Raw genomic sequence first — 18,666 nt, forward strand, 5'->3', positions numbered from 1 at the left:
AATCGCCCTTCTCTTTCATACGGTTTGGTGCTTGAAAGAGCCTATGCGTCCGGAAATTTTGTTCCCCTATTACACGTCTTTGACCGGCCTGAAAGGGGTCGGGCCGAAAATTGCGCCGCATCTGATCCGCCACGTCGGGCCCTATGTGCGTGACCTGCTGTTTACCCTGCCCAGCCAGTTGATTTTTCGCCCGGTAAGCCGCATCGCCGAAGCGCGGGTGGGACAGGTCCAGACCCTGTGTGTGACCATCGGCAGCTATCAGAAAAGCGGCGGTAAGGGACCGCAGCGCATTACCGTCTTCGATGACAGCGGGCAGATGCAACTGACCTATTTCCACCCGATCCGGGGCTTTGAACAGCAACATCCGGTCGGCGAAGCCCGCTGGATCAGCGGCAAGGTCGAAAGTTTCGGCTCGTCGCTACAGATGAATCATCCGGACTATCTGGTGCCGCTGGACAAACAGGACACCATCCCTCTGTTTGAAACCGTCTATCCGGCCACGGCGGCGGTTTCGCCGCGACTGATGCGGCGTTTCGTCGAAGCGGCCCTGCACAGGGTGCCCGACCTGCCGGAGTGGCTGGATACCGAGACGTTGGGGCGGTTGAAACTTTCTGGTTTTTCGGATGCGTTGCGCGCGGCCCATGCGCCCGTGAGCGAAGCCGACCTGCTGCCCGAAGCCCCGGCGCGCAAACGGCTCGCCTATGACGAGGCGCTGGCCCATCAACTGGCCATGAAGGCACGCAAGCAGCACCGTCAGGCGACCCCCGCCCTGATCATCGACCGTCACCTGTGGGCCGATAAAGCGCTGTCCGCCCTGCCTTTCGCCCTCACGGGGGCTCAGACGCGCGCCCTGAACGATATTCGCGGCGACCTGCGCTCCGGCGAACGCATGAACCGCCTGATTCAGGGCGATGTCGGTTCGGGCAAGACTTTGGTGGCCCTGATGGCCATGATCGACGTCGCCGAAGCCGGACATCAGAGCGTCATGATGGCCCCGACCGAGATTCTGGCGCGTCAGCATTACGAGAAATCGCTACCAATCGTGAGCGATATGGGCATCTCCGCCGTGCTGATGACGGGACGCGACAAGGGTAAGGAGCGCGAAGCCAAACGCGCCGCTGTGGCGTCAGGCGACACCACCCTGATTTTCGGCACCCATGCGGTGTTTCAGGAAGGCGTGGATTTCAAAAGCCTGCAATTTTGCGTTATCGACGAGCAGCATCGGTTTGGCGTAGGGCAGCGACAGCGCCTGTTTCTGAAAGGCGACAGCGTCCACTACCTCTCCATGTCGGCGACGCCCATTCCGCGTACACTGGCCCTCACCCAATATGGCGAATCCGACCTTAGCGTGCTCGATGGAAAGCCCGCCGGCCGGCAACCCATCCATACCGCCGTCATACCGCGTGCCCGTCTGTCGGAGGTATTTGACCGGCTGAAATCGGCTATAGCCGCCGGATCGCAAGCCTACTGGATCTGTCCTTTGGTCGAAGAAAGCGCCGACTCCGACCTGATCGCCGTCGAAGCCCGCCACGAGTCGCTTCAGGACGCACTGGGGCGTGAGGTCGGGCTGGTGCACGGGCGAATGCCGTCGGCCGAAAAAGAAGACGTGGTGGCGCGTTTTGCCGCTGGCCAACTGCCGCTACTGTGCGCGACGACCGTGGTCGAAGTGGGCATCGACGTGCCTAACGCTTCGATCATCATTATCGAACAGGCCGAACGCTTCGGTCTGGCACAATTGCATCAGTTGCGTGGCCGTGTCGGGCGGGGTTCGGCCAAGAGCGCCTGCATCCTGCTCTATGATATGCCGCTGGGACAGGCCGCTAAGGCGCGGCTGGAGCTGCTGCGCACGACGGAAGATGGGTTTGAGATCGCCGAAATGGACTGGAAGCTGCGCGGTGAAGGCGACCTGCTGGGGGCGCGGCAATCGGGCTTCCCCGCCTATCGCTTTGTCGATCCGGTCGCCCATGCAGACCTGATCGCCACGGCCTCACGCGAAGCCCAATACATCCTTCTGAACGAGGCGCAGTTCCCGCCTCCGCGTCAGCAGGCTCTGGAAGTCCTGCGTCACCTGTTCGACTGGCGACCCGATGCGGCGGATAAGGTGGATTAATCCCCTTGCGCGCCGCGCCAGGCGAACCAGCGCGCCTGAACATCTGCCTGAAGATCGGCGTAGAAGAGATTGTAGGGACGAACTTTTTTGTTATCCGCCCACGACCCGTCAATGTCGAAGGACGGGCCGGAGGGGCGCGATACATAGAGGATATCGCCGCGGCAACGTGCACTGACCTTGCGCGGGATCAGGGCCGGTGTCGTCCCCCATTCGAGGCCGGTGGCATTGGCGGCCCCCAGACTGTGGCGCGCCTCGACCTCCTTGTCCGTCACCCCGCCCGTCAGCGGATTGACGCACAGGGCCTTACCGTCCAACGGCTCCATAATACTGGTCGGGCTCCAGTCCATGGCGCGGCGCTGCGCCTGCAAGGCGCGATCAGGGCGGCCATTATCGACGCTCAGATAGGCAATGGCGCAGCCATATTGGGCGCGCTGCTGACAGGCCGAAACCGCTTGCCCCGCTTGAAAATCATCGGCCGGCGTCAGAGATTCGAGGAAATAGGCGGCCACCAGAGCCGGCTTTAACCTCTCATCGGTCAGGATACGCTCTTTGAGCAGTCTATGCCCCAGAAAAGCCCCCTGCTCCAGTCCGACGATGACAAAACCGTTGCCGTTGCGGCGCTGGGCCAGAAAGGCCTCAAAGGCCATTGCGATATCGCCATAGGCAAATTGCCGGGCTTCACGTGCGTCCTCGCGCTGGGTTAATTGACTATAGAGGCTGGCCTGACGATAGCGCGGCGCATAGACATAGCCGATCGCGTTAAACGGCCCCGCATAGTTGGGAAGCTGATTGCGCATGACCTCAGTACTGGCCGCCGGGTCGTCGATTGGACCCACCCAGTCCTTGCCGCCATTGAAGCTGGTGGCATGGATGAAGAAGACATCGACCTTCTGAGGATTCCGGTTACGGCGCACCTCAAACCCATTGAGCGCCGGATTGAGATACCAGGCGGCGGCCTTGCTGTAATCTGGAGCCGCCGGCGGCCGGTAGGTCTGAAACGGAACCTTGGGGTCGAGATTGTGACGCATAATATCGTCGCCCCACAATATCCCGACCATAACCACAAACATCCCCCCCAACAGGGAGGCCCCCGCGATCAGCAGGCGTCGATTGACGATTCGGGGTTTGGGCGACTCGGACATGTAGCGGACGACGGTTTCCTCAGGAGCCGTATCATGAAGCCGACCGGGCTGACAGGCAAGTCGGCACAGCTTCACATATTATGAGGCGACGTTAAGGGGCTTTGGGCGTACCGGGCTTATAGGCGTCGTTGGGCCAGCGCTTATGCACCCAGAACCATTCTTGCGGTCGCGCACGCACCACCTCTTCGATAAAGGCGGAAACCCTGGCCACGGTGCTGTCGATATCGGCGGCCTTGTGACCGGTATCATCCACCTCTATCGGCTCATGGACGATCACACGGAAGCGCGCCTTGTGCAGACGCTCGACCGTCATCGGCTGCAAGACCGTGCCGAAGCGCATAGCCAGCCGCGTCGGGCCGGGGGCCGTATCGACGCTGCGCCCAAAAAACGGCGTGGCCACGCCGCGATTGAACTTCTGATCATTCATCAGCGCTACCGATTCGCCCTTGGCCATGGCGATCAGCAATTCCTTGGCCCCGTCGCCGCCCTTCGGTGCGAACAGTCGCACGCCGTAACGCATCCGTCCCGCCTTGATGCGTTCATCGACATACGGGTTGTTGGCGGCGCGATAGGTCATCTGACAGTCCACCCCGGCATCGACTATGGTCGAGGGCATAATCTCCCAGTTGGCAAAATGCCCGGAAATAAAGACCACGGGGGTTTGGCTCTCGGCTATGGCCTTGAGGCGCTCCATATTGACCACCTCGACCCGCCCATTAGCGATGCGGATGCGGTCCATAATGGCGAATTCCGCAAAAGTCCGCCCCAGATTGTCCCACTGAGCGCGCGCGACATCCGCCTTCCACGCCTCGTCCTTGTCCGGAAAGGCGAGGTCGAGGTTCTGACGTACCAGTTTTTGGGTCGGGGTGATGGGGCCGATGGCCTTCAGTAGCCACGCCCCCATGTCCGACGCCGTATCGACCGGCAGGGCGCGCACGACACCGACAAACAGGTCGTACATCAGCGCTTCGAAACGCCAGGCCACATCTTGCCAGAAGGAGGGTTTTGCAGAAGACATGTAATCTGATGCCTTAAGATTTCACTTTAAGCTCTTTTTGAGCCTTGAGAATTTTCAATAAGCGCTTCACGCGGGCCTCAGCCGCCAGATGGCTGGACCGCACCCCGTCCCATCCGCCGGTGAAGTGACACCGGAACAGGAAATAGCGTGTGAAAACGAACGGATATTCGAACGGCAGCCGCGTCCATATGGCCCAGGCTGGCTTTTTCAGCGCCTTGGCCTGAAGGTTGGTGTAGGAGTCGAGCTTCTGGCGGATGTGCTCATAGGAGCGCGCCGAAAAGTGCGTTGCCGATCCGCGTAACTGCCCCACGCGCGCGTCTTTTGTGTCCACCGTGTCGTGCACCAGCGAGTCGCGGAAGCGTACTTTTCGCCGGTCATAAAGACGGACATAGTTGTGATAGTCGGCCCACAGGCGCGGCTTGTCCTTGCCCGGATAGACATTGCGCAGTTTGAACCGGTAGGCCGGCAGGTCAGGGCCACGCGCCATAAGGGCCTTGATTTCCTGATATAACTGCGGCGTCACCACCTCATCAGCGTCGAGATTGAGGATCCAGTCGAAGCTCGCGCAGTCTTCGGAAAAGCGCTTTTGCGGCCCGTACCCCATCCAGTCGTTGTGAAAGACCTTCGCCCCCATCTGACGGGCCATGTCCGGCGTTCCGTCCGTAGAGCCGGAATCGACCACCACCACCTCATCGGCCAGCCCTTCTATCGCGCGCAGGCAATTGGCGAGACGATCGGCTTCATTCTTGGTGATAATACACGCGCTCAGTTTCGGCGGTGAGGACATAAAGGGACTCTGAATGCTAGATCATTCTGGCTTAGTCGCCTCCCCCCATCCGGTCAATAGTCATCGGATTGATCGAACCCGCCCGGCCGCACGTAAACCGGGTTTTGAACAGGCCCCTATTGATGACCCAAACGACGATCCTGTGGTTTCGTTCCGATCTGCGACTGCAAGATCATGAAGGCGTGGAAGCCGCGCTCAACAGCGGCAGCCCCGTTATACCGGTCTATATTTACGACGACCAACTGCCGCAACGGCCTTTAGGGGCCGCTTCGAAATGGTGGCTGGATCGCTCTTTGCGGTCGCTGGATCAGGGGTTGCGGGCGCGCGGATCACGTCTGATCGTCCTCAAAGGGCCGTCTTTGGCGCAGTTGACGCGCCTGATCGGGCAGGTTTCGGCGACGCGACTGATCGTCTCACGTACCTTTGAGCCGAAGATCGACGCCTTCGATGCCGGTCTGGGCAAGGGGTTAAACATCCCGGTTGAGAGTTTCAACACGCACCTTCTGTCCGATCCGACGCAGATCCGCACGGGTGACGGCAATCCGTACAAGGTCTTTACCCCCTTCTACCGCGCCCTGCTGGCACATGGAGCGGCAAAGGGCCATGCGCGAAACCCTGTCGCGACCCATTGGCCTGCCCCGGCAGAGTGGCCGGAGAGCATGGAGATTGACGCGCTGGGGCTAAAGCCCGCCCTGACGCCATCGGGGCACGACTGGTCTGAAGGTTTCGACCTGTGGACGCCGGGCGAAGACGGCGCGCATCAGCGCCTGTCAGCTTTCCTGCGCTCCGGGCTGAAAGGCTACACGCCAGATCGCGACCGGCCCGATCTCGACATCACCTCGCGCCTGTCGCCGCATCTGCGTTTCGGAGAGATCAGCCCGCACCGGGTTCTGCACGAGGCGGAAGCGCACGCCGCCTCTCATCCGGCCCTGCGCGAAGATTTGGAAAAATTCAGGGCCGAATTGGCCTGGCGCGATTTCAGCTACAACATCCTGCAACTCCAGCCGGAGCTGGATCGCGTCAATTTCAAAAGCGCCTTCGATGCCATGCCGTGGCGCGACGATGCGGCCGGCTTGCGCGCGTGGCAACGCGGCAAAACGGGCTACAGTCTGGTCGATGCCGGTATGCGTCAGCTCTGGCGCACCGGGTTCATGCACAACCGCGTGCGCATGGTCTGCGCCTCGTTCCTGTCCAAGCATCTTTTGATCGACTGGCGGCTGGGGGAACAGTGGTTCTGGGACACGCTGGTTGATGCCGACCCGGCCAGCAATACGGCCAGTTGGCAGTGGGTGGCCGGGTCCGGGGCCGATGCCGCCCCCTATTTCCGCATCTTCAACCCCTTGACTCAGGCCGAGAAATTCGACCCGAAGGGAGCCTATCGCCGACGCTTTGTTTCCGGTTTTGCGGAAAAGATAATGGGCGCAACTTCTACACATCACCAAAAATTTGAACGCGACCTGTTTGATTTCGCAGGCGTTTCAGCCTCTAACTCAGGGGGTGCGCCGCGTCCGATCGTCGATCACGCCATGGCGCGTCAGCGGGCGCTCGACGCCTATGCGCAGATGAAAGAGGACTAAACCATGCCTGCCCAGATAGAGGCCGATGCCCTGAAATCCCTGCTCGATGCCGGGGCCGTCAAGATCATCGACGGCAGTTGGGCGCTGGATGGCACGGACATGCGCGCCCTCTATGCTGAAAGCCATATCCCGACGGCGCAATTCTTCGATATCGACGCCATCAGTGACCGCAGCAGCGGCCTGCCGCACATGGCCCCGACCCCCGACGTGTTTGCACAGGCGGTCGGCGACATGGGCATCAGCGAAACCGATCACGTGGTGATCTATGACCGCCAGGGCCTGTTTTCCGCGGCGCGCGTGTGGTGGACCTTCCGCCTGATGGGCCACAAAAAGGTGCAGGTGCTGAAGGGCGGCCTACCGGCATGGATAGCGGCTGGCTATCCGACAGGTAGCGGTGCGGAATGGATTAAAGGCGTCACCTACACCCCGAACCCCAAACCTGATATGGTTATATCTATCAATGTGTTGCGGTCACATCTTGGCGCATCAGATGAGATGGTTCTGGACGCCCGCCCCGCCGCGCGTTTCGATGGCACGGCCCCGGAACCGCGCGCTGGTCTGCGCTCCGGGCACATGCCGGGCAGCCGCAGCCTGCCCGCGACAGAACTTATCCGCGACGGCGCGCTGAAACCGGTCGGGGAACTGAAAAACATCTTCTCGGCCCTGCACGTCACGCCGAAAACGCAGGTCATCACCTCCTGCGGATCAGGCGTGACGGCGGCCATTATCGCGCTGGCCCTGCATGAGGTTGGTCATGATAAGGTACGGCTCTATGACGGGTCATGGGCCGAATGGGGTCAGACGACGCTCGACACGCCGGTCGTCACCTCCGCTCAGCGCACGGGCGGCGAATAGAGGAGACCGTGCTCCGGGGCATTCCATTGTGCATTCAGCCCGCGCGATAGTCGCAGGGGGGAATCTGCGCCGATATTGCGATCGAAGATTTCGCCGTAATTGCCGACCTGAGAGACGATATTGAAAGCCCATTCGGGCCCCAGCCCCAGACCTCCGCCCAGATTGCCCTCAGCCCCCAAAAGGCGTTTGATTTCGGGGTTCTGCGATTCCATCTTCTGAGCCTCGACGGTTTGATGGGTCACCCCCAGTTCCTCCGCAACGATGGTCGCATAGAGCGTCCAGCGCACAATGTCCGTCCACTGGTCGTCCCCTTGTCGCACGACCGGCCCCAGAGGCTCCTTCGAAATGATTTCCGGCAAGATGGTGTGGGCCGTCGGGTCGCTCAGCGTCGTGCGCGCCGCCGCCAGGGCCGACACGTCGCTGCTCAGGGCGTCGCACTGACCGGCGGCATAGGCGTCGCGCCCGTCGTCCTCGTTTTTGACCACGACCGGGTTATATTTCAGCCCGCGCGCGCGGAAAAAGTCGGCCAGATTAAGCTCGCTGGTTGACCCCGTCTGCACGCAGATGCGCGCACCGTTCAATTCGGTGGCGCTGTTCAGCCGCAGGGATTTGCGCACCAGAAAACCCTGACCGTCATAATAGTTGATGCCGGCATAATCGACCTGATCCGCGGCATCGCGCGACAGGGTCCAGGATGTCGAACGCCACAGCACATCGACCTTGCCGGTTTTCAGTGCCTCGAACCGTTCGATCGTGGTGAGCGGCACATAGGTCACCTTATCGGCGTCGGAAAAGATGGCGGCGGCCAGAGCACGGCAGAAATCGACGTCGAAGCCCCGCCAGCGGCCGGAATTGTCCTTATACGAAAAGCCGATCAGACCGGGATGCACGCCGCAATTGACCCGTCCGCGCGTCAAGACGGCCTTTAGCGTGGCACTGTCGCTCTGGGTAGGGGTGAGCCTGGCCTCCGGGGCCTGCACGGGCTTGTCGTCTGTGGCCTTTTGTCCCTGATTACACGCCGTCAGACCGCACACAAGACCGGCCAGAGCGAGCGGCGCGGCAAGGCGGGACAGGGGGCGGAACACGGACATGGGCAACAGGGCCTTTACGGTGGCGGCGCACCCTATTCAACACCAGCCCGCCGTCCCGGTCAAAGCGAAAGGGACGGTCAGTGCTCACAAATTGGAGAAATGGCGACCCCGGCAGGATTCGAACCTGCGACCGTCCGCTTAGAAGGCGGATGCTCTATCCAGCTGAGCTACGGAGTCAGAAAGCGCTTTTAGTGCGTCCAGCTCTGGCGGCGGTTGGACGCAAAATTGTCGGCATAGGCCTTGATGATCTTCGGCGGGGTTTCCGGCTCGATCAGGCGGAACGGGATGCCGTGGGTTTCGGCGTAGGCCATGGCCTGTTCCTTGGTGTCGAAGGAGAGGCGCACCTGGGTGTTGGTGTCCGCCGCCGAAATCCAGCCCATCAGCGGGTCAGGCGTGCGCGCCGAGGCCGGTTCAAACTCCAGCACCCAATCCTGAGTCTTGGCCTTGCCCGACTGCATGGCGGTCTTGGACGGCTTGAAGATGCGCGCGAACATGACAATCTCCTGCGGACGCGAAATCTGTCCGGATTCGATATCCGGATGGTCAAGGTCTGTTACTACAAACCCGCTTTTTGGCAAAGGGCTTTTGCCCGATTACCCTTCTATCTGAGCCGAGGCTTCGATCTCAACCAACCATTCGGGGTTGATCAGGGCTGAGGTGCCGAGAAAGCTCGACGCCGGACGAATCTCACCGAACACTTCACCGTGGGCGCGGGCGGCGTCCTGCCACAGCGACATATCGGTCAGGAAGATGCGCGTGCGGATGATGTCGGTCACCGAACCGCCGGCCTCTTCCACCGCCTTGACGATGGTTTCGAGGATGGTTTTGGTTTGCAGGTAGCAGTCCCCGGCCCCGACCAGCTTGCCGTCGCGCATGGCCGTGGTGCCCGCAACCTCGATACGGTTGCCGATACGCACGGCGCGCGAAAACCCGATGGTCGGTTCAAACGGCGAACCGGAAGAAATAAGCTGACGCATGAGGATATCCTGAAAATTAAACCAGACGGCTGCGGTCGAGCGCCGCGGTAATGAAGCTCTTGAACAGCGGGTGCGGCTGCATGGGGCGGGACTTGTATTCCGGGTGGTACTGCACGCCGATAAACCACGGATGGTCGTCCCGTTCGACGATTTCCGGCAGCAGGCCGTCCGGCGACATGCCACTGAACTTCAGGCCACAGGCCTCAAGCTGCGGGATGTAGTCGCGGTTAACTTCATAACGGTGGCGGTGGCGCTCGGAAATCTGCGTCGTGCCGTAGATGTCGGCAACTTTCGAGCCCTCACGCAAGCTGGCCGCAAAAGCCCCCAGACGCATGGTGCCGCCCAGATTGCCGCCCGCCGCACGCTGATTCAGCTCATTGCCGTTGAGCCATTCGGTCATCAGGCCTACGACGTGTTCGCCGCTGTCGCCAAATTCCGAAGAGGTGGCCTTGGCAATGCCGGCCTGATGGCGCGCGGCCTCGACCACGGCCATCTGCATCCCGAAACAGATGCCGAGATAGGGGATCTGGTTTTCACGGGCGAACTTGGCGGCCATGATCTTGCCCTCGGCCCCGCGCTCACCGAAGCCGCCGGGCACCAGAATGGCGTGGACGTTTTCCAGCTTCTGACGCACGGTTTCGGGATCGTCCTCGAAGGTTTCGGACTCGACCCACTCGATATTGACCTTGACGCGGTTGGCCATGCCGCCGTGATAAACGGCTTCGATCAGCGACTTATAGGCGTCTTTTAACACCGTATATTTGCCGACAATGGCAATCGACACCTCGCCGTCCGGCTTGGCGTAGCGGTGGGTGATGTCTTCCCACATCGACAGATCGGGCTGCGGCGCGTCTTCGATGCCGAAGACGCTCAGCACTTCGTTGTCGAAGCCTTCGCGGTGATAGTCGATCGGCACGGCGTAGATATTGGCCGAGTCGAGGGCCTGAATGACCGCCGTTTCGCGCACATTACAGAACAGACCGATCTTGCGGCGCTCCTCGCGCGGGATTTCATACTCGCTGCGGCACAGAAGGATGTCCGGCTGGATGCCGATCGAGCGCAGCTCCTTGACCGAGTGCTGGGTCGGCTTAGTCTTCATCTCGCCCGCCGTCTTGACGAAGGGCAGCAGGGTCAGATGGATGAAGCAGCACTGACGGCGCGGCAGTTCCTGCCCCAGCTGGCGGATGGCTTCAAAGAAGGGCAGGCCTTCGATATCGCCGACCGTGCCGCCGATTTCGACCAGAATGAAGTCGGCATCGCCCTGATCCGACAGGACAAAGCTCTTGATCTGGTCGGTGACGTGCGGAATGACCTGCACGGTCGCCCCCAGATAATCGCCGCGCCGCTCTTTTTCGATGATGTTGGAATAGATGCGGCCGGTGGTGATATTGTCGGTCTTGCGCGCATTGACCGCCGTGAAGCGCTCATAGTGGCCGAGGTCGAGGTCGGTTTCCGCGCCGTCGTCGGTAACGAAGACTTCCCCGTGCTGATAGGGGCTCATCGTGCCCGGATCGACGTTCAGATAGGGGTCGAGCTTACGCAGGCGAACCTTATAGCCGCGGGCCTGAAGCAGGGCCCCCAGCGCCGCCGACGCCAGCCCCTTGCCGAGCGAGGACACCACGCCCCCCGTAATAAATACAAAGCGCGCCATATCCGTGTTCACCGTGGGCATGTCGGAAAACCTTTATCCGGGAACCGCCGCGGGCGATTCCACTTACCTTCATATATAGTCAAAAAGATCGGCTCACAAAGCGATCTGTGAGCCGGTCCTGAGTTCAGATTTTAGAATTGTCTTCAGTTCGAGGTCGAAGATGAAGACGCCGAAGACGCGGCGGGCTTGGCCGGCTGGGCTGCCGGTTTAGCGGCCGGCTTGGCCGCTGGGCGGGCCGCGCTTGACGACGAGGATGAAGCCGAGGCCGGGGCCGCCGACGAAGCCGGAGCGCCCAGCGTGCTGAGCGACGGGGCGGCGCTGGTCGGCGACGGCAGGTCGGTCAGGGACGGCGCGGCCGAAGACGAGCTGGCGCCCGCCGATTGCTGCGCATTTTGCGCGGCCGCTGCGGCGGCCGCCGAGGCCTGCGCCTCGTTCAGCTTGACGTTATCGGCGCCGACCTGATCGACCACGGAGGTGCCGCGACGATCGAAGTTCGACACAACGGTCAGGCCGATACAGTTGGCGAAGAAGAGAATGGCCAGAATCGAGGTGGCCTTGGTCAGGAAGTTGCCGGCACCGCGCGCCGACATGAAGCCCGACGGGCCGCCCCCCATGCCGAGAGCCCCGCCCTCGGACCGCTGAACGAGAATCAGTCCCACCAGGGCGATACCGATGAGGATTTGGATCGAGAGCAGGATAACGAACAGCATGAAGTTCCGGGGTCTTTTGGCGAATGTCTTGGCAGGATCAGGGCGCAGGCCCCTGTGGGTCGTGCGCCTTGTCCAAAGCGTAAGCGCACGCCCTTAGCACTAAGACTGGGCATTGGCCATAGCTGTTTCAAGGATTTGCGGTGGAATTTCAGTCCGCGGCGGCGATGATGCGGTTGAAATCCTCAGCCTTGAGCGAGGCACCGCCCACCAGCAGGCCATCCACACCTTCCAGCGACAACAGATGGCGCGCATTGTCCGGCTTGACCGAACCGCCGTAAAGCGTATGCGGCACGACCTGATTGTGGAAACGCTGGGCCAGATGCTTCTGGATCAGCAGCATGGCGTCAACGACCTGATCATCGGTGGGCACATGGCCGGTGCCGATGGCCCAGACGGGCTCATAGGCTACATGGAAGGTTTGCCCTTCCAGCGCCAGAGGCAGGCTGTCCCGCAACTGCTTGCTGAGGACGGCGTGGGTGAGGCCCTCCTGACGCTGATCGAGCGTTTCACCGATGCAGATAATCGGCTCAAGCCCGGCCCGCAGCGCCGCCAGGGTCTTGGCGGCCACGCTTTCGCAGGCCTCCTTGTGGCCATGACGGCGTTCGGAATGGCCCAGTATGACCATGTCTGCCCCCGCGTCTTTCAGCATTTCGGCCGACAGGTCGCCGGTAAAGGCCCCTTGCGCGTCTTTATGGCAGTCCTGACCGCCCAGACGCACGGGACTGGGCTCAGAGCGCGACTGAAGCGCCTCACTCAGGGCATAAAGAAGGGTTGAGGGCGGGAAGATCGCGACCGACGCACGACTGTCGCGTGCGGCGCGATCCATGGCAAGGGCCTCCGGAATGGCTTCCCTCAGGCCATGCATCTTCCAGTTGCCCGCGATAAGCGGATGTTTTGGCATTATAAAATCAGTGGCATGTCATTATTTATTGATAATCTTATCTGTAACGAAGCGGACCCGTCCCGCCAAGAAAAAACCGGCAAACAATTGGATTCCGTTTGTAACAGCCTTGATCCCGTCACGGTTGGTCAATTATATGTCTGCGCGCCGTCCGCCCCGGAGCGGTGGCACTTCATCTTTTCAAGGTCGCCCTTTTCATGATCTCCAGCTTCCGTCAGTTCACCAAGTCGCTCACTTTCAAGATTTTGATGGCGGCGCTGATCCTGAGTTTCGCCGTCTTCGGCATGCACGACCTGTTCTCCAGCGCCTCGTCGCGCGACGTGGTCGATGCCGGGGATCGCAAGACCACGACGGACGATTTCCGCCGTCAGTTCGATCAGTGGAAAACCGGGGCCGAGCAGCAGAGCGGTCAGACCCTGACCTATGAAGACGCCGTGAAGCAGGGCCTGCACGTGCGCATCATGGAAGAGCTGGCCGATATGGATTCGGTGTCGGCCTGGCTGGTCAAGGCGGGCCTGCGCCCTTCGGCCAAGGTGGTGACCGATCAGATCGCCAAGTACCCGATCTTCTTCGATTCCATCACCGGCAAGTTCGACAAGGCCAAGTACCAGCAGGAACTGGCCACGCAGATGAAGATGAGCGAGACCAAGTTCGAGCAGATCATCAGCGATGACATTGCCAATCGTCAGTTCATCGAAGCCTCAGTGGCGGGCCTGAAACCGCCGCGCATCTACGCGGCGATGCAGAGCGCCTTCGCCAGCGAAACGCGCGACACCACGCTTCTGATCGTGACGCCGGACAATATCGAAAAGCCTGGTCAGCCGACCGATGCCGAGTTGCTGAAATTCTACAACGACAACAAGGAGCGCCTGCGTCGTCCGGAACTGCGTCAGTTCACCGTCGTCTCCTTCGCCCCCGGCGATTTCGCCTCAAAGGTGACGGTCGATGAGGCCGAGTTGAAGAAACTCTATGAATTCCGCCGCGACACCCTGTCCAACCCGGAAACCCGCACCTTTGTGCAGGTCACGGTGCCGGATCAGAAGGCCGCCGAGGCCGTGGCTCAGGCCCTGCGTTCGGGCACCGACGCCCAGACCGCTGCCAAGGCCAATAAGGGCACGGTCGTGACCTATGACGCCAAGCCGAAGACCGCCGTGGCTGACGCCAAGGTGGCCGACGCCGCCTTTGCCCTGAAACAGGGCGAAGTGTCGGGTCCGGTTCAGGGCAGCCTGGGTCTGGCCGTCGTCAAGGTGTCAGGCATTACCGCCGCCTCGGTGACCGGCTTCGATACGGTGCGCAACCAGCTTGAGCAGGAGTACAAGAAGGATAAAGCCAAGGATCTGGCCTACAAGGCCTCCGAAGTCTTTGAAAAGGAACGTTCGGCCGGTGCTGACTTCATGACCGCCGCCCAAAAGGCCGGCGTGCGCGTGATCAACCTGCCGCCGATGACCGCCGAAGGCCAGATGGCCAACGGACAGCCCTTCCAGTACGCCCCGATCCTCAAGGCAGCCTTCGATCAGCCCAAGGGCGGCGAAACCGACGTCACCGAGCTGGGCAACGGCGAATATTTCGCCCTGCGCGTCAACGAAGTGCTGCCGTCGGAAGTCCCGGCGCTCGACAAGATCAAGCCGCAGATGATCCAGGCCTGGCAGCAGAAGACCGCCGGCGACCGCGTCGCCGCAAAGGGCGAAGAGGCTGCGGCGCGTCTGCGCAAGGGCGAATCGCTTGAGGCCGTCGCGTCCTCTATGGGCCTGAAGGTTGAACCGCGCGCCGGTCTGGCGCGTCAGACGGCCCCGCAACAGGTCGGCCCGGAACTGACGGGCCGTATCTTCTCGGCCAAGGCGAATGAGGTCTTCACCGCCCGTCTCAACGAGATGGTCAGCGTAGTGGGCAAGGTGACCACCATCCACAAGGGTGAGGCCGCCGCCGTCAATCAGGCGACCGCCATGACCGGTCAGGCCGTCTCCTATGGCCTGTTCCAGGACCTCAGCTTCACCGTGCGCAAGGGCGCGCGTGCGGCGGTCAAGACCAAAACCAATGCCAATGCGGCAGTCATGGCTCTGGGGCTCAACCCGGCCAGCGTGAAGTCGGACGACAAGACGGCAGAAGCCGGCAAGGCTGCCAAATGATCAGTGCGGCCTTCGCTTCCGATGCCTCCGGCGTCAGCGGCTTCGCGGCCCAATATGACGCCGGACAGCCGGTTATCGTTACCCGCCGCCTGACCGACGATCTGGAAACGCCCGTCTCGGCCTATCTGAAACTGGCCAGAACGCGCGCCTTCTCGTTTCTGTTCGAATCGGTCGAAGGCGGCGCCCTGGCCGGGCGTTATTCGATCCTGACACTGCGGCCCGACCTTGTCTGGCGGTGTTTCGGCGAGCGGGCGGAAATCGCACGCGGCGAAGCGGCGATCGCCAAAGGGCTTTATGAGACCGAAAGCGCGCCGACACTCGAGTCCCTGCGCGCGCTCGTCACCGCCCACCGGCTCGACATACCGGCGGACCTGCCGCCGATGATTTCGGGCCTGTTCGGTGTGTTCGGCTACGACCTTATCCGCCTCTATGAGCCGCTGGGGCCCGCCAATCCGGACCCGCTCTCCCTGCCGGATGCCGTGGTGTGTCGCCCGTCGGTGATCTGCGTCTTCGATAATGTGAAGCACGAAATCCTGCTGGCCACGACCGTCTGGCCGGAAACGGGCGTCACAGCCCACGCTGCCCATAGCGCCGCCCTGTCGCGTCTGGATCAGGTCGAAGAAGACCTGCGCCTGCCCCTGCCCCCCAAGCCCGTGGCCATGGAGCGCGAACAGGCTGCCCTTACTTCGCCCACCTCGGCGGCGGACTACAGTGCCATGGTCGAAAAGGCCAAGGACTACATTGCCGCGGGCGATATTTTTCAGGTGGTGCCGTCGCACCGCTTCGAAGCACCGTTCGAGCTTGACCCGTTCGCCTTCTACCGGTCGCTGCGCCGTCAGAACCCTTCGCCCTACCTCTTCTACCTCGACTTCGGCAATTTCCAGTTGGCGGGTTCGTCACCGGAAATTCTGGTGCGTGTGCGCGACGGCAAGCTGACCATCCGCCCTATCGCCGGCACCCGCCCGCGCGGCAGGACGCCGGAAGAGGACAAGGCGCTTGAGGCCGAACTGCTGGCCGATCCGAAGGAATTGTCCGAACACCTGATGCTGCTCGATCTGGGCCGCAACGATGTCGGCCGTGTCGCCAAACCGGCCAGCGTGCGCGTGACGCAGAAATTCTACATCGAGCGCTACAGCCACGTCATGCACATCGTCTCGAACGTCGAAGGCGATGCCCCGGCCAATCTCGATCCGGTCGATGCCCTGCTGGCCGCCCTGCCCGCCGGTACGCTGTCGGGCGCGCCCAAGGTACGGGCCATGGAGATTATCGACGAGCTGGAGTCGGTCAAACGCGGCGTCGGCTATGCCGGGGGCGTGGGCTATATTTCCGGCTCCGGGTCGCTGGACGTCTGTATCGTACTGCGCACCGCCCTGTTCAAGGACGAAAAAATCTATGTGCAGGCCGGGGCCGGCGTGGTCGCCGACAGCGTGCCCCTGACCGAGTATCAGGAAACCGTGCACAAGGCCTCGGCCCTGATCAAGGCCGCTTCGGAAGCCTGGCGGTATAAGCAGGGTAACTGAGCTACTTTAGCGCCGAGGGGCTGGCCGACAACTGAAAGCCGCCCTCGGAGCCCGAGGTGACCGCCTTGCTGACGACGGGCGTCGGGCGCGGCTTGTCCTGCGACATGACCGGCCCGACCAGCATCGACGCCGCCAGCCACAAGCCCGACACCGCAAACGCCGCGGAGGCCATCAGCGCCTTGAGGATGGACGGCGTGCGCTCTACGCGCGTCTCCAGCAGAAGACGCGCCTGTTCCAGGAGCGTCAGATTGTCATTGATGGCGGGCGCATGAGGCATGATCAGAGCCTTCTGAGCTGATTCTTGGCAGGTTTGAACTGTGCGCCCGTTAGGGTTAATGAGGGGTAATCAGACGGGCTTCGGGCTGAAACGGTCGAGCACGTGCCGCGTGATATTGCGCGCCAGTTCCTCCTCCCCGAAGAAGACGGTGCCCATTTTTTCTTGTTGAAGAAAGTGCATCTCTTCTTCGCTATGGGTGCGCAGCACGACCTCGATGCCCGGATTGACGCGCCGCGCCGCCTCGACCATCAGGTGGATATCGACCAGATCGGGCGTCGCCACCAGCAGCATGGCCGCGTGTTGGATATGGGCCTGCACCAGCACTTCGGGTTCGACCGCATTGCCATAGACGGCGGCCTTGCCGGTCTGACGCAGCTCTTCCACGCGCTCGCGGTTCTGCTCAACCACCACATAGGCGATGCCCTGCGCGTCCAGAGTAGCGGCGATGCGCTTGCCGACGCGGCCATAGCCGACCAGCACCACCTGTCCGCTCAGATAACGCGCCTCGGTCGTCTGCGGCAACTCGGACAGCACGTCCTCGCGCCGCTCGTGCCGACGCGCCAGCGCCGAATGGGCGAGAACCCAGCGCGTCAGGGGGGCGATGGCCGCAAACAGGAAGGGATTGAGCGCGATGGACACCAGCGCCCCGGCCAGAAGCAGGCTCATCCCCGCTTGCGGTAATATCCCAAGAGACAGGCCCAACCCACCGAGGATAAACGAAAATTCGCCGATCTGCGCCAGACTGGCCGCCACGGTAAAGGCGGTGTTGAGCGGATAGCGGAAGACAAGCACCAAAGCCGCTGCCGCCAGCCCCTTCCCCACAATGATGATGCTGACAACGGCCAGAACCTCCATCGGGTGTTCGATCAGCACCCTGGGGTCGAACAACATGCCGACCGACACAAAGAACAGCACCGAAAAGGCGTCGCGCAAAGGCAGGGATTCCTCGGCAGCCCGGTGACTGAATTTCGACTCGCGCATCACCATGCCGGCGAAAAAGGCCCCCAGCGCAAAGGACACGCTGAACAACTCCGATGCGCCCCAGGCTATGGTGATGGCTGCGGCGATGACCGACAGGGTGAAGAGTTCGCGCGAGCCGGTCTTGGACACCTGCCACAATATCCACGGAAACACCTTGCGCCCGGCCAGCATCATCAGGGCGATAAAGGCCCCGACGCTGAGCAGGGTCTGACCGATGGTAACCCAGAGAGTGCCGGTCCGTGCGCTCCCTGCCGAGCCATTGCTCTCCAAAAGATGCGCCAGCGGCGGCAGCAGGACCAGCACCAGCACCGTCACCAGATCCTCGACCACCAGCCAGCCGACCGCGATGCGGCCGTTCATACTGTCGATGGCGTTACGCGCCTCCAGCGCCTTCAGCAGCACGACCGTCGAGGCACAGGACAGCGACAAGCCGAAGACGAGCGCCGCCCCCATGCCCCAATCCCAGCCCCAGTGCGCCAGCGCAAAGCCCAGACAGGTGGCCAGCGACATCTGCACAACCGCCCCCGGCAGGGCGATCTTGCGCACCGACATCAGGTCGCCCAGCGAAAAGTGCAGCCCCACCCCGAACATCAGCAGCATGACGCCGATTTCCGACAACTGCGCCGCAATGTGCGTATCCGCCACAAAACCCGGCGTGGACGGCCCAATCAGGATTCCGGCCAGCAGATAGCCGACCAATGCCGGCAGCTTGATTTTTTCGGCCAGAAAGCCGAACAGCAAAGCCAGACCGAAGCCGGACGCAAGGGTGGTAATCAGAGAAATATTATGGTGATCCATCGGTCGCCTTTAGAGTTTGAGAACAGAAAAGGCCCGCAATCCGGCGGCACACACGCGCCGTCGCCGAGGAGACATGCTGAATTACGGATTGCGTTAAACGTCAGGGTTCTGGCGAATTATGTCAACCCTTCTTATAAAGAAAATC

Annotated in this window: 16 protein-coding genes and 1 tRNA gene; 5 read left to right on the plus strand and 12 right to left on the minus strand. The window is 61.7% G+C overall.

The features are described from left to right. Nucleotides 1–43 precede the first annotated feature (43 nt). The gene (gene recG, locus AACH73_RS14775) at nt 44–2,110 is read left to right on the plus strand and encodes an ATP-dependent DNA helicase RecG (protein ID WP_338735756.1); all 2,067 of its coding nucleotides are present in this window, start codon (nt 44–46) and stop codon (nt 2,108–2,110) included. Here the strand turns inward: recG and AACH73_RS14780 are convergent. The 3 genes from AACH73_RS14780 to AACH73_RS14790 all read right to left on the minus strand — a co-directional run bounded on the left by AACH73_RS14780 (nt 2,107) and on the right by AACH73_RS14790 (nt 5,057). Further along, nucleotides 2,107–3,252, minus strand: coding sequence for a DUF3089 domain-containing protein (locus tag AACH73_RS14780; protein WP_272742056.1), 1,146 nt, complete (start codon nt 3,250–3,252; stop codon nt 2,107–2,109). The two genes, recG and AACH73_RS14780, sit on opposite strands and share 4 nt — an antisense overlap. A 91-nt stretch (nt 3,253–3,343) precedes the next feature. Beyond that, a complete protein-coding gene (locus tag AACH73_RS14785; protein ID WP_272742055.1) occupies nt 3,344–4,270 on the minus strand; it encodes a lysophospholipid acyltransferase family protein in 927 nt (308 codons plus the stop codon). A 13-nt stretch (nt 4,271–4,283) separates the two neighbouring features. Further along, nucleotides 4,284–5,057 (minus strand): glycosyltransferase family 2 protein, encoded by a 774-nt coding sequence (locus tag AACH73_RS14790; RefSeq protein ID WP_272742054.1) that lies wholly within the window; start codon nt 5,055–5,057, stop codon nt 4,284–4,286. A gap of 122 nt (nt 5,058–5,179) precedes the next feature. On the opposite strand from AACH73_RS14790, the gene AACH73_RS14795 reads away from it, so the two are divergent. Next, nucleotides 5,180–6,634 carry a deoxyribodipyrimidine photo-lyase gene (locus AACH73_RS14795; RefSeq protein WP_338735757.1) on the plus strand — a complete coding sequence of 485 codons (1,455 nt, stop codon included), beginning with the start codon at nt 5,180–5,182 and terminating at the stop codon, nt 6,632–6,634. 3 nt (nt 6,635–6,637) lie between these two features. Then, complete coding sequence (sseA, locus tag AACH73_RS14800) at nt 6,638–7,489, plus strand: 3-mercaptopyruvate sulfurtransferase (RefSeq protein WP_272742052.1); 852 nt, start codon at nt 6,638–6,640, stop codon at nt 7,487–7,489. On the opposite strand, the gene AACH73_RS14805 is transcribed toward sseA, so the two are convergent. From AACH73_RS14805 to tpiA, 7 genes are all read right to left on the minus strand, one after another. Next, a complete protein-coding gene (locus AACH73_RS14805; RefSeq protein ID WP_272742051.1) occupies nt 7,468–8,580 on the minus strand; it encodes an amino acid ABC transporter substrate-binding protein in 1,113 nt (370 codons plus the stop codon). The genes sseA and AACH73_RS14805 overlap by 22 nt on opposite strands. A 100-nt stretch (nt 8,581–8,680) precedes the next feature. After that, nucleotides 8,681–8,757: transfer RNA gene (locus AACH73_RS14810), tRNA-Arg, on the minus strand. 11 nt (nt 8,758–8,768) lie between these two features. Continuing rightward, nucleotides 8,769–9,074, minus strand: a complete 306-nt coding sequence (locus tag AACH73_RS14815) for an ETC complex I subunit (RefSeq protein ID WP_272742050.1) — start codon at nt 9,072–9,074, stop codon at nt 8,769–8,771. 99 nt (nt 9,075–9,173) lie between these two features. Then, nucleotides 9,174–9,557 carry a RidA family protein gene (locus AACH73_RS14820; RefSeq protein WP_338735758.1) on the minus strand — a complete coding sequence of 128 codons (384 nt, stop codon included), beginning with the start codon at nt 9,555–9,557 and terminating at the stop codon, nt 9,174–9,176. 16 nt (nt 9,558–9,573) lie between these two features. Further along, a complete protein-coding gene (locus tag AACH73_RS14825) occupies nt 9,574–11,208 on the minus strand; it encodes a CTP synthase (RefSeq protein WP_126424160.1) in 1,635 nt (544 codons plus the stop codon). Between the two features lie 143 nt (nt 11,209–11,351). Next, nucleotides 11,352–11,918 carry a preprotein translocase subunit SecG gene (secG, locus tag AACH73_RS14830; RefSeq protein ID WP_272742048.1) on the minus strand — a complete coding sequence of 189 codons (567 nt, stop codon included), beginning with the start codon at nt 11,916–11,918 and terminating at the stop codon, nt 11,352–11,354. A gap of 148 nt (nt 11,919–12,066) precedes the next feature. After that, nucleotides 12,067–12,819, minus strand: coding sequence for a triose-phosphate isomerase (gene tpiA, locus AACH73_RS14835; RefSeq protein WP_272742047.1), 753 nt, complete (start codon nt 12,817–12,819; stop codon nt 12,067–12,069). A 164-nt stretch (nt 12,820–12,983) separates the two neighbouring features. Here tpiA and AACH73_RS14840 point away from each other — a divergent pair, with 164 nt between their 5' ends. Together AACH73_RS14840 and trpE are read left to right on the plus strand one after the other, a co-directional pair. Continuing rightward, nucleotides 12,984–14,945 (plus strand): peptidylprolyl isomerase, encoded by a 1,962-nt coding sequence (locus AACH73_RS14840; protein WP_272742046.1) that lies wholly within the window; start codon nt 12,984–12,986, stop codon nt 14,943–14,945. Beyond that, entirely contained in the window at nt 14,942–16,465 is a 1,524-nt protein-coding gene (gene trpE / locus AACH73_RS14845; RefSeq protein ID WP_272742045.1) for an anthranilate synthase component I, read from the plus strand. The genes AACH73_RS14840 and trpE overlap by 4 nt, the downstream gene beginning before the upstream one ends. 1 nt (nt 16,466) lies before the next feature. Here trpE and AACH73_RS14850 read toward each other — a convergent pair whose 3' ends face one another. Continuing rightward, nucleotides 16,467–16,742: a hypothetical protein gene (locus tag AACH73_RS14850; protein WP_272742044.1), complete on the minus strand. Its 276-nt coding sequence runs from the start codon at nt 16,740–16,742 to the stop codon at nt 16,467–16,469. A 69-nt stretch (nt 16,743–16,811) separates the two neighbouring features. Continuing rightward, complete coding sequence (ybaL, locus tag AACH73_RS14855) at nt 16,812–18,521, minus strand: YbaL family putative K(+) efflux transporter (RefSeq protein WP_338735759.1); 1,710 nt, start codon at nt 18,519–18,521, stop codon at nt 16,812–16,814. Nucleotides 18,522–18,666 lie beyond the last annotated feature (145 nt).

It is taken from the genome of Asticcacaulis sp. DW145, assembly GCF_037101385.1.
GTDB lineage: Bacteria > Pseudomonadota > Alphaproteobacteria > Caulobacterales > Caulobacteraceae > Asticcacaulis > Asticcacaulis currens.

Bases quoted from the DNA above. Each gene is read 5' to 3' on its own strand.
- ybaL (WP_338735759.1), bottom strand. From the start codon at position 18,521: ATGGATCACCATAATATTTCTCTGATTACCACCCTTGCGTCCGGCTTC.
- AACH73_RS14790 (WP_272742054.1), bottom strand. From the start codon at position 5,057: ATGTCCTCACCGCCGAAACTGAGCGCGTGTATTATCACCAAGAATGAA.
- tpiA (WP_272742047.1), bottom strand. From the start codon at position 12,819: ATGCCAAAACATCCGCTTATCGCGGGCAACTGGAAGATGCATGGCCTG.
- sseA (WP_272742052.1), top strand. From the start codon at position 6,638: ATGCCTGCCCAGATAGAGGCCGATGCCCTGAAATCCCTGCTCGATGCC.
- AACH73_RS14815 (WP_272742050.1), bottom strand. From the start codon at position 9,074: ATGTTCGCGCGCATCTTCAAGCCGTCCAAGACCGCCATGCAGTCGGGC.
- AACH73_RS14795 (WP_338735757.1), top strand. From the start codon at position 5,180: ATGACCCAAACGACGATCCTGTGGTTTCGTTCCGATCTGCGACTGCAA.
- AACH73_RS14850 (WP_272742044.1), bottom strand. From the start codon at position 16,742: ATGCCTCATGCGCCCGCCATCAATGACAATCTGACGCTCCTGGAACAG.
- trpE (WP_272742045.1), top strand. From the start codon at position 14,942: ATGATCAGTGCGGCCTTCGCTTCCGATGCCTCCGGCGTCAGCGGCTTC.
- AACH73_RS14780 (WP_272742056.1), bottom strand. From the start codon at position 3,252: ATGTCCGAGTCGCCCAAACCCCGAATCGTCAATCGACGCCTGCTGATC.
- AACH73_RS14805 (WP_272742051.1), bottom strand. From the start codon at position 8,580: ATGTCCGTGTTCCGCCCCCTGTCCCGCCTTGCCGCGCCGCTCGCTCTG.
- secG (WP_272742048.1), bottom strand. From the start codon at position 11,918: ATGCTGTTCGTTATCCTGCTCTCGATCCAAATCCTCATCGGTATCGCC.
- AACH73_RS14785 (WP_272742055.1), bottom strand. From the start codon at position 4,270: ATGTCTTCTGCAAAACCCTCCTTCTGGCAAGATGTGGCCTGGCGTTTC.
- AACH73_RS14825 (WP_126424160.1), bottom strand. From the start codon at position 11,208: ATGGCGCGCTTTGTATTTATTACGGGGGGCGTGGTGTCCTCGCTCGGC.
- AACH73_RS14820 (WP_338735758.1), bottom strand. From the start codon at position 9,557: ATGCGTCAGCTTATTTCTTCCGGTTCGCCGTTTGAACCGACCATCGGG.
- recG (WP_338735756.1), top strand. From the start codon at position 44: ATGCGTCCGGAAATTTTGTTCCCCTATTACACGTCTTTGACCGGCCTG.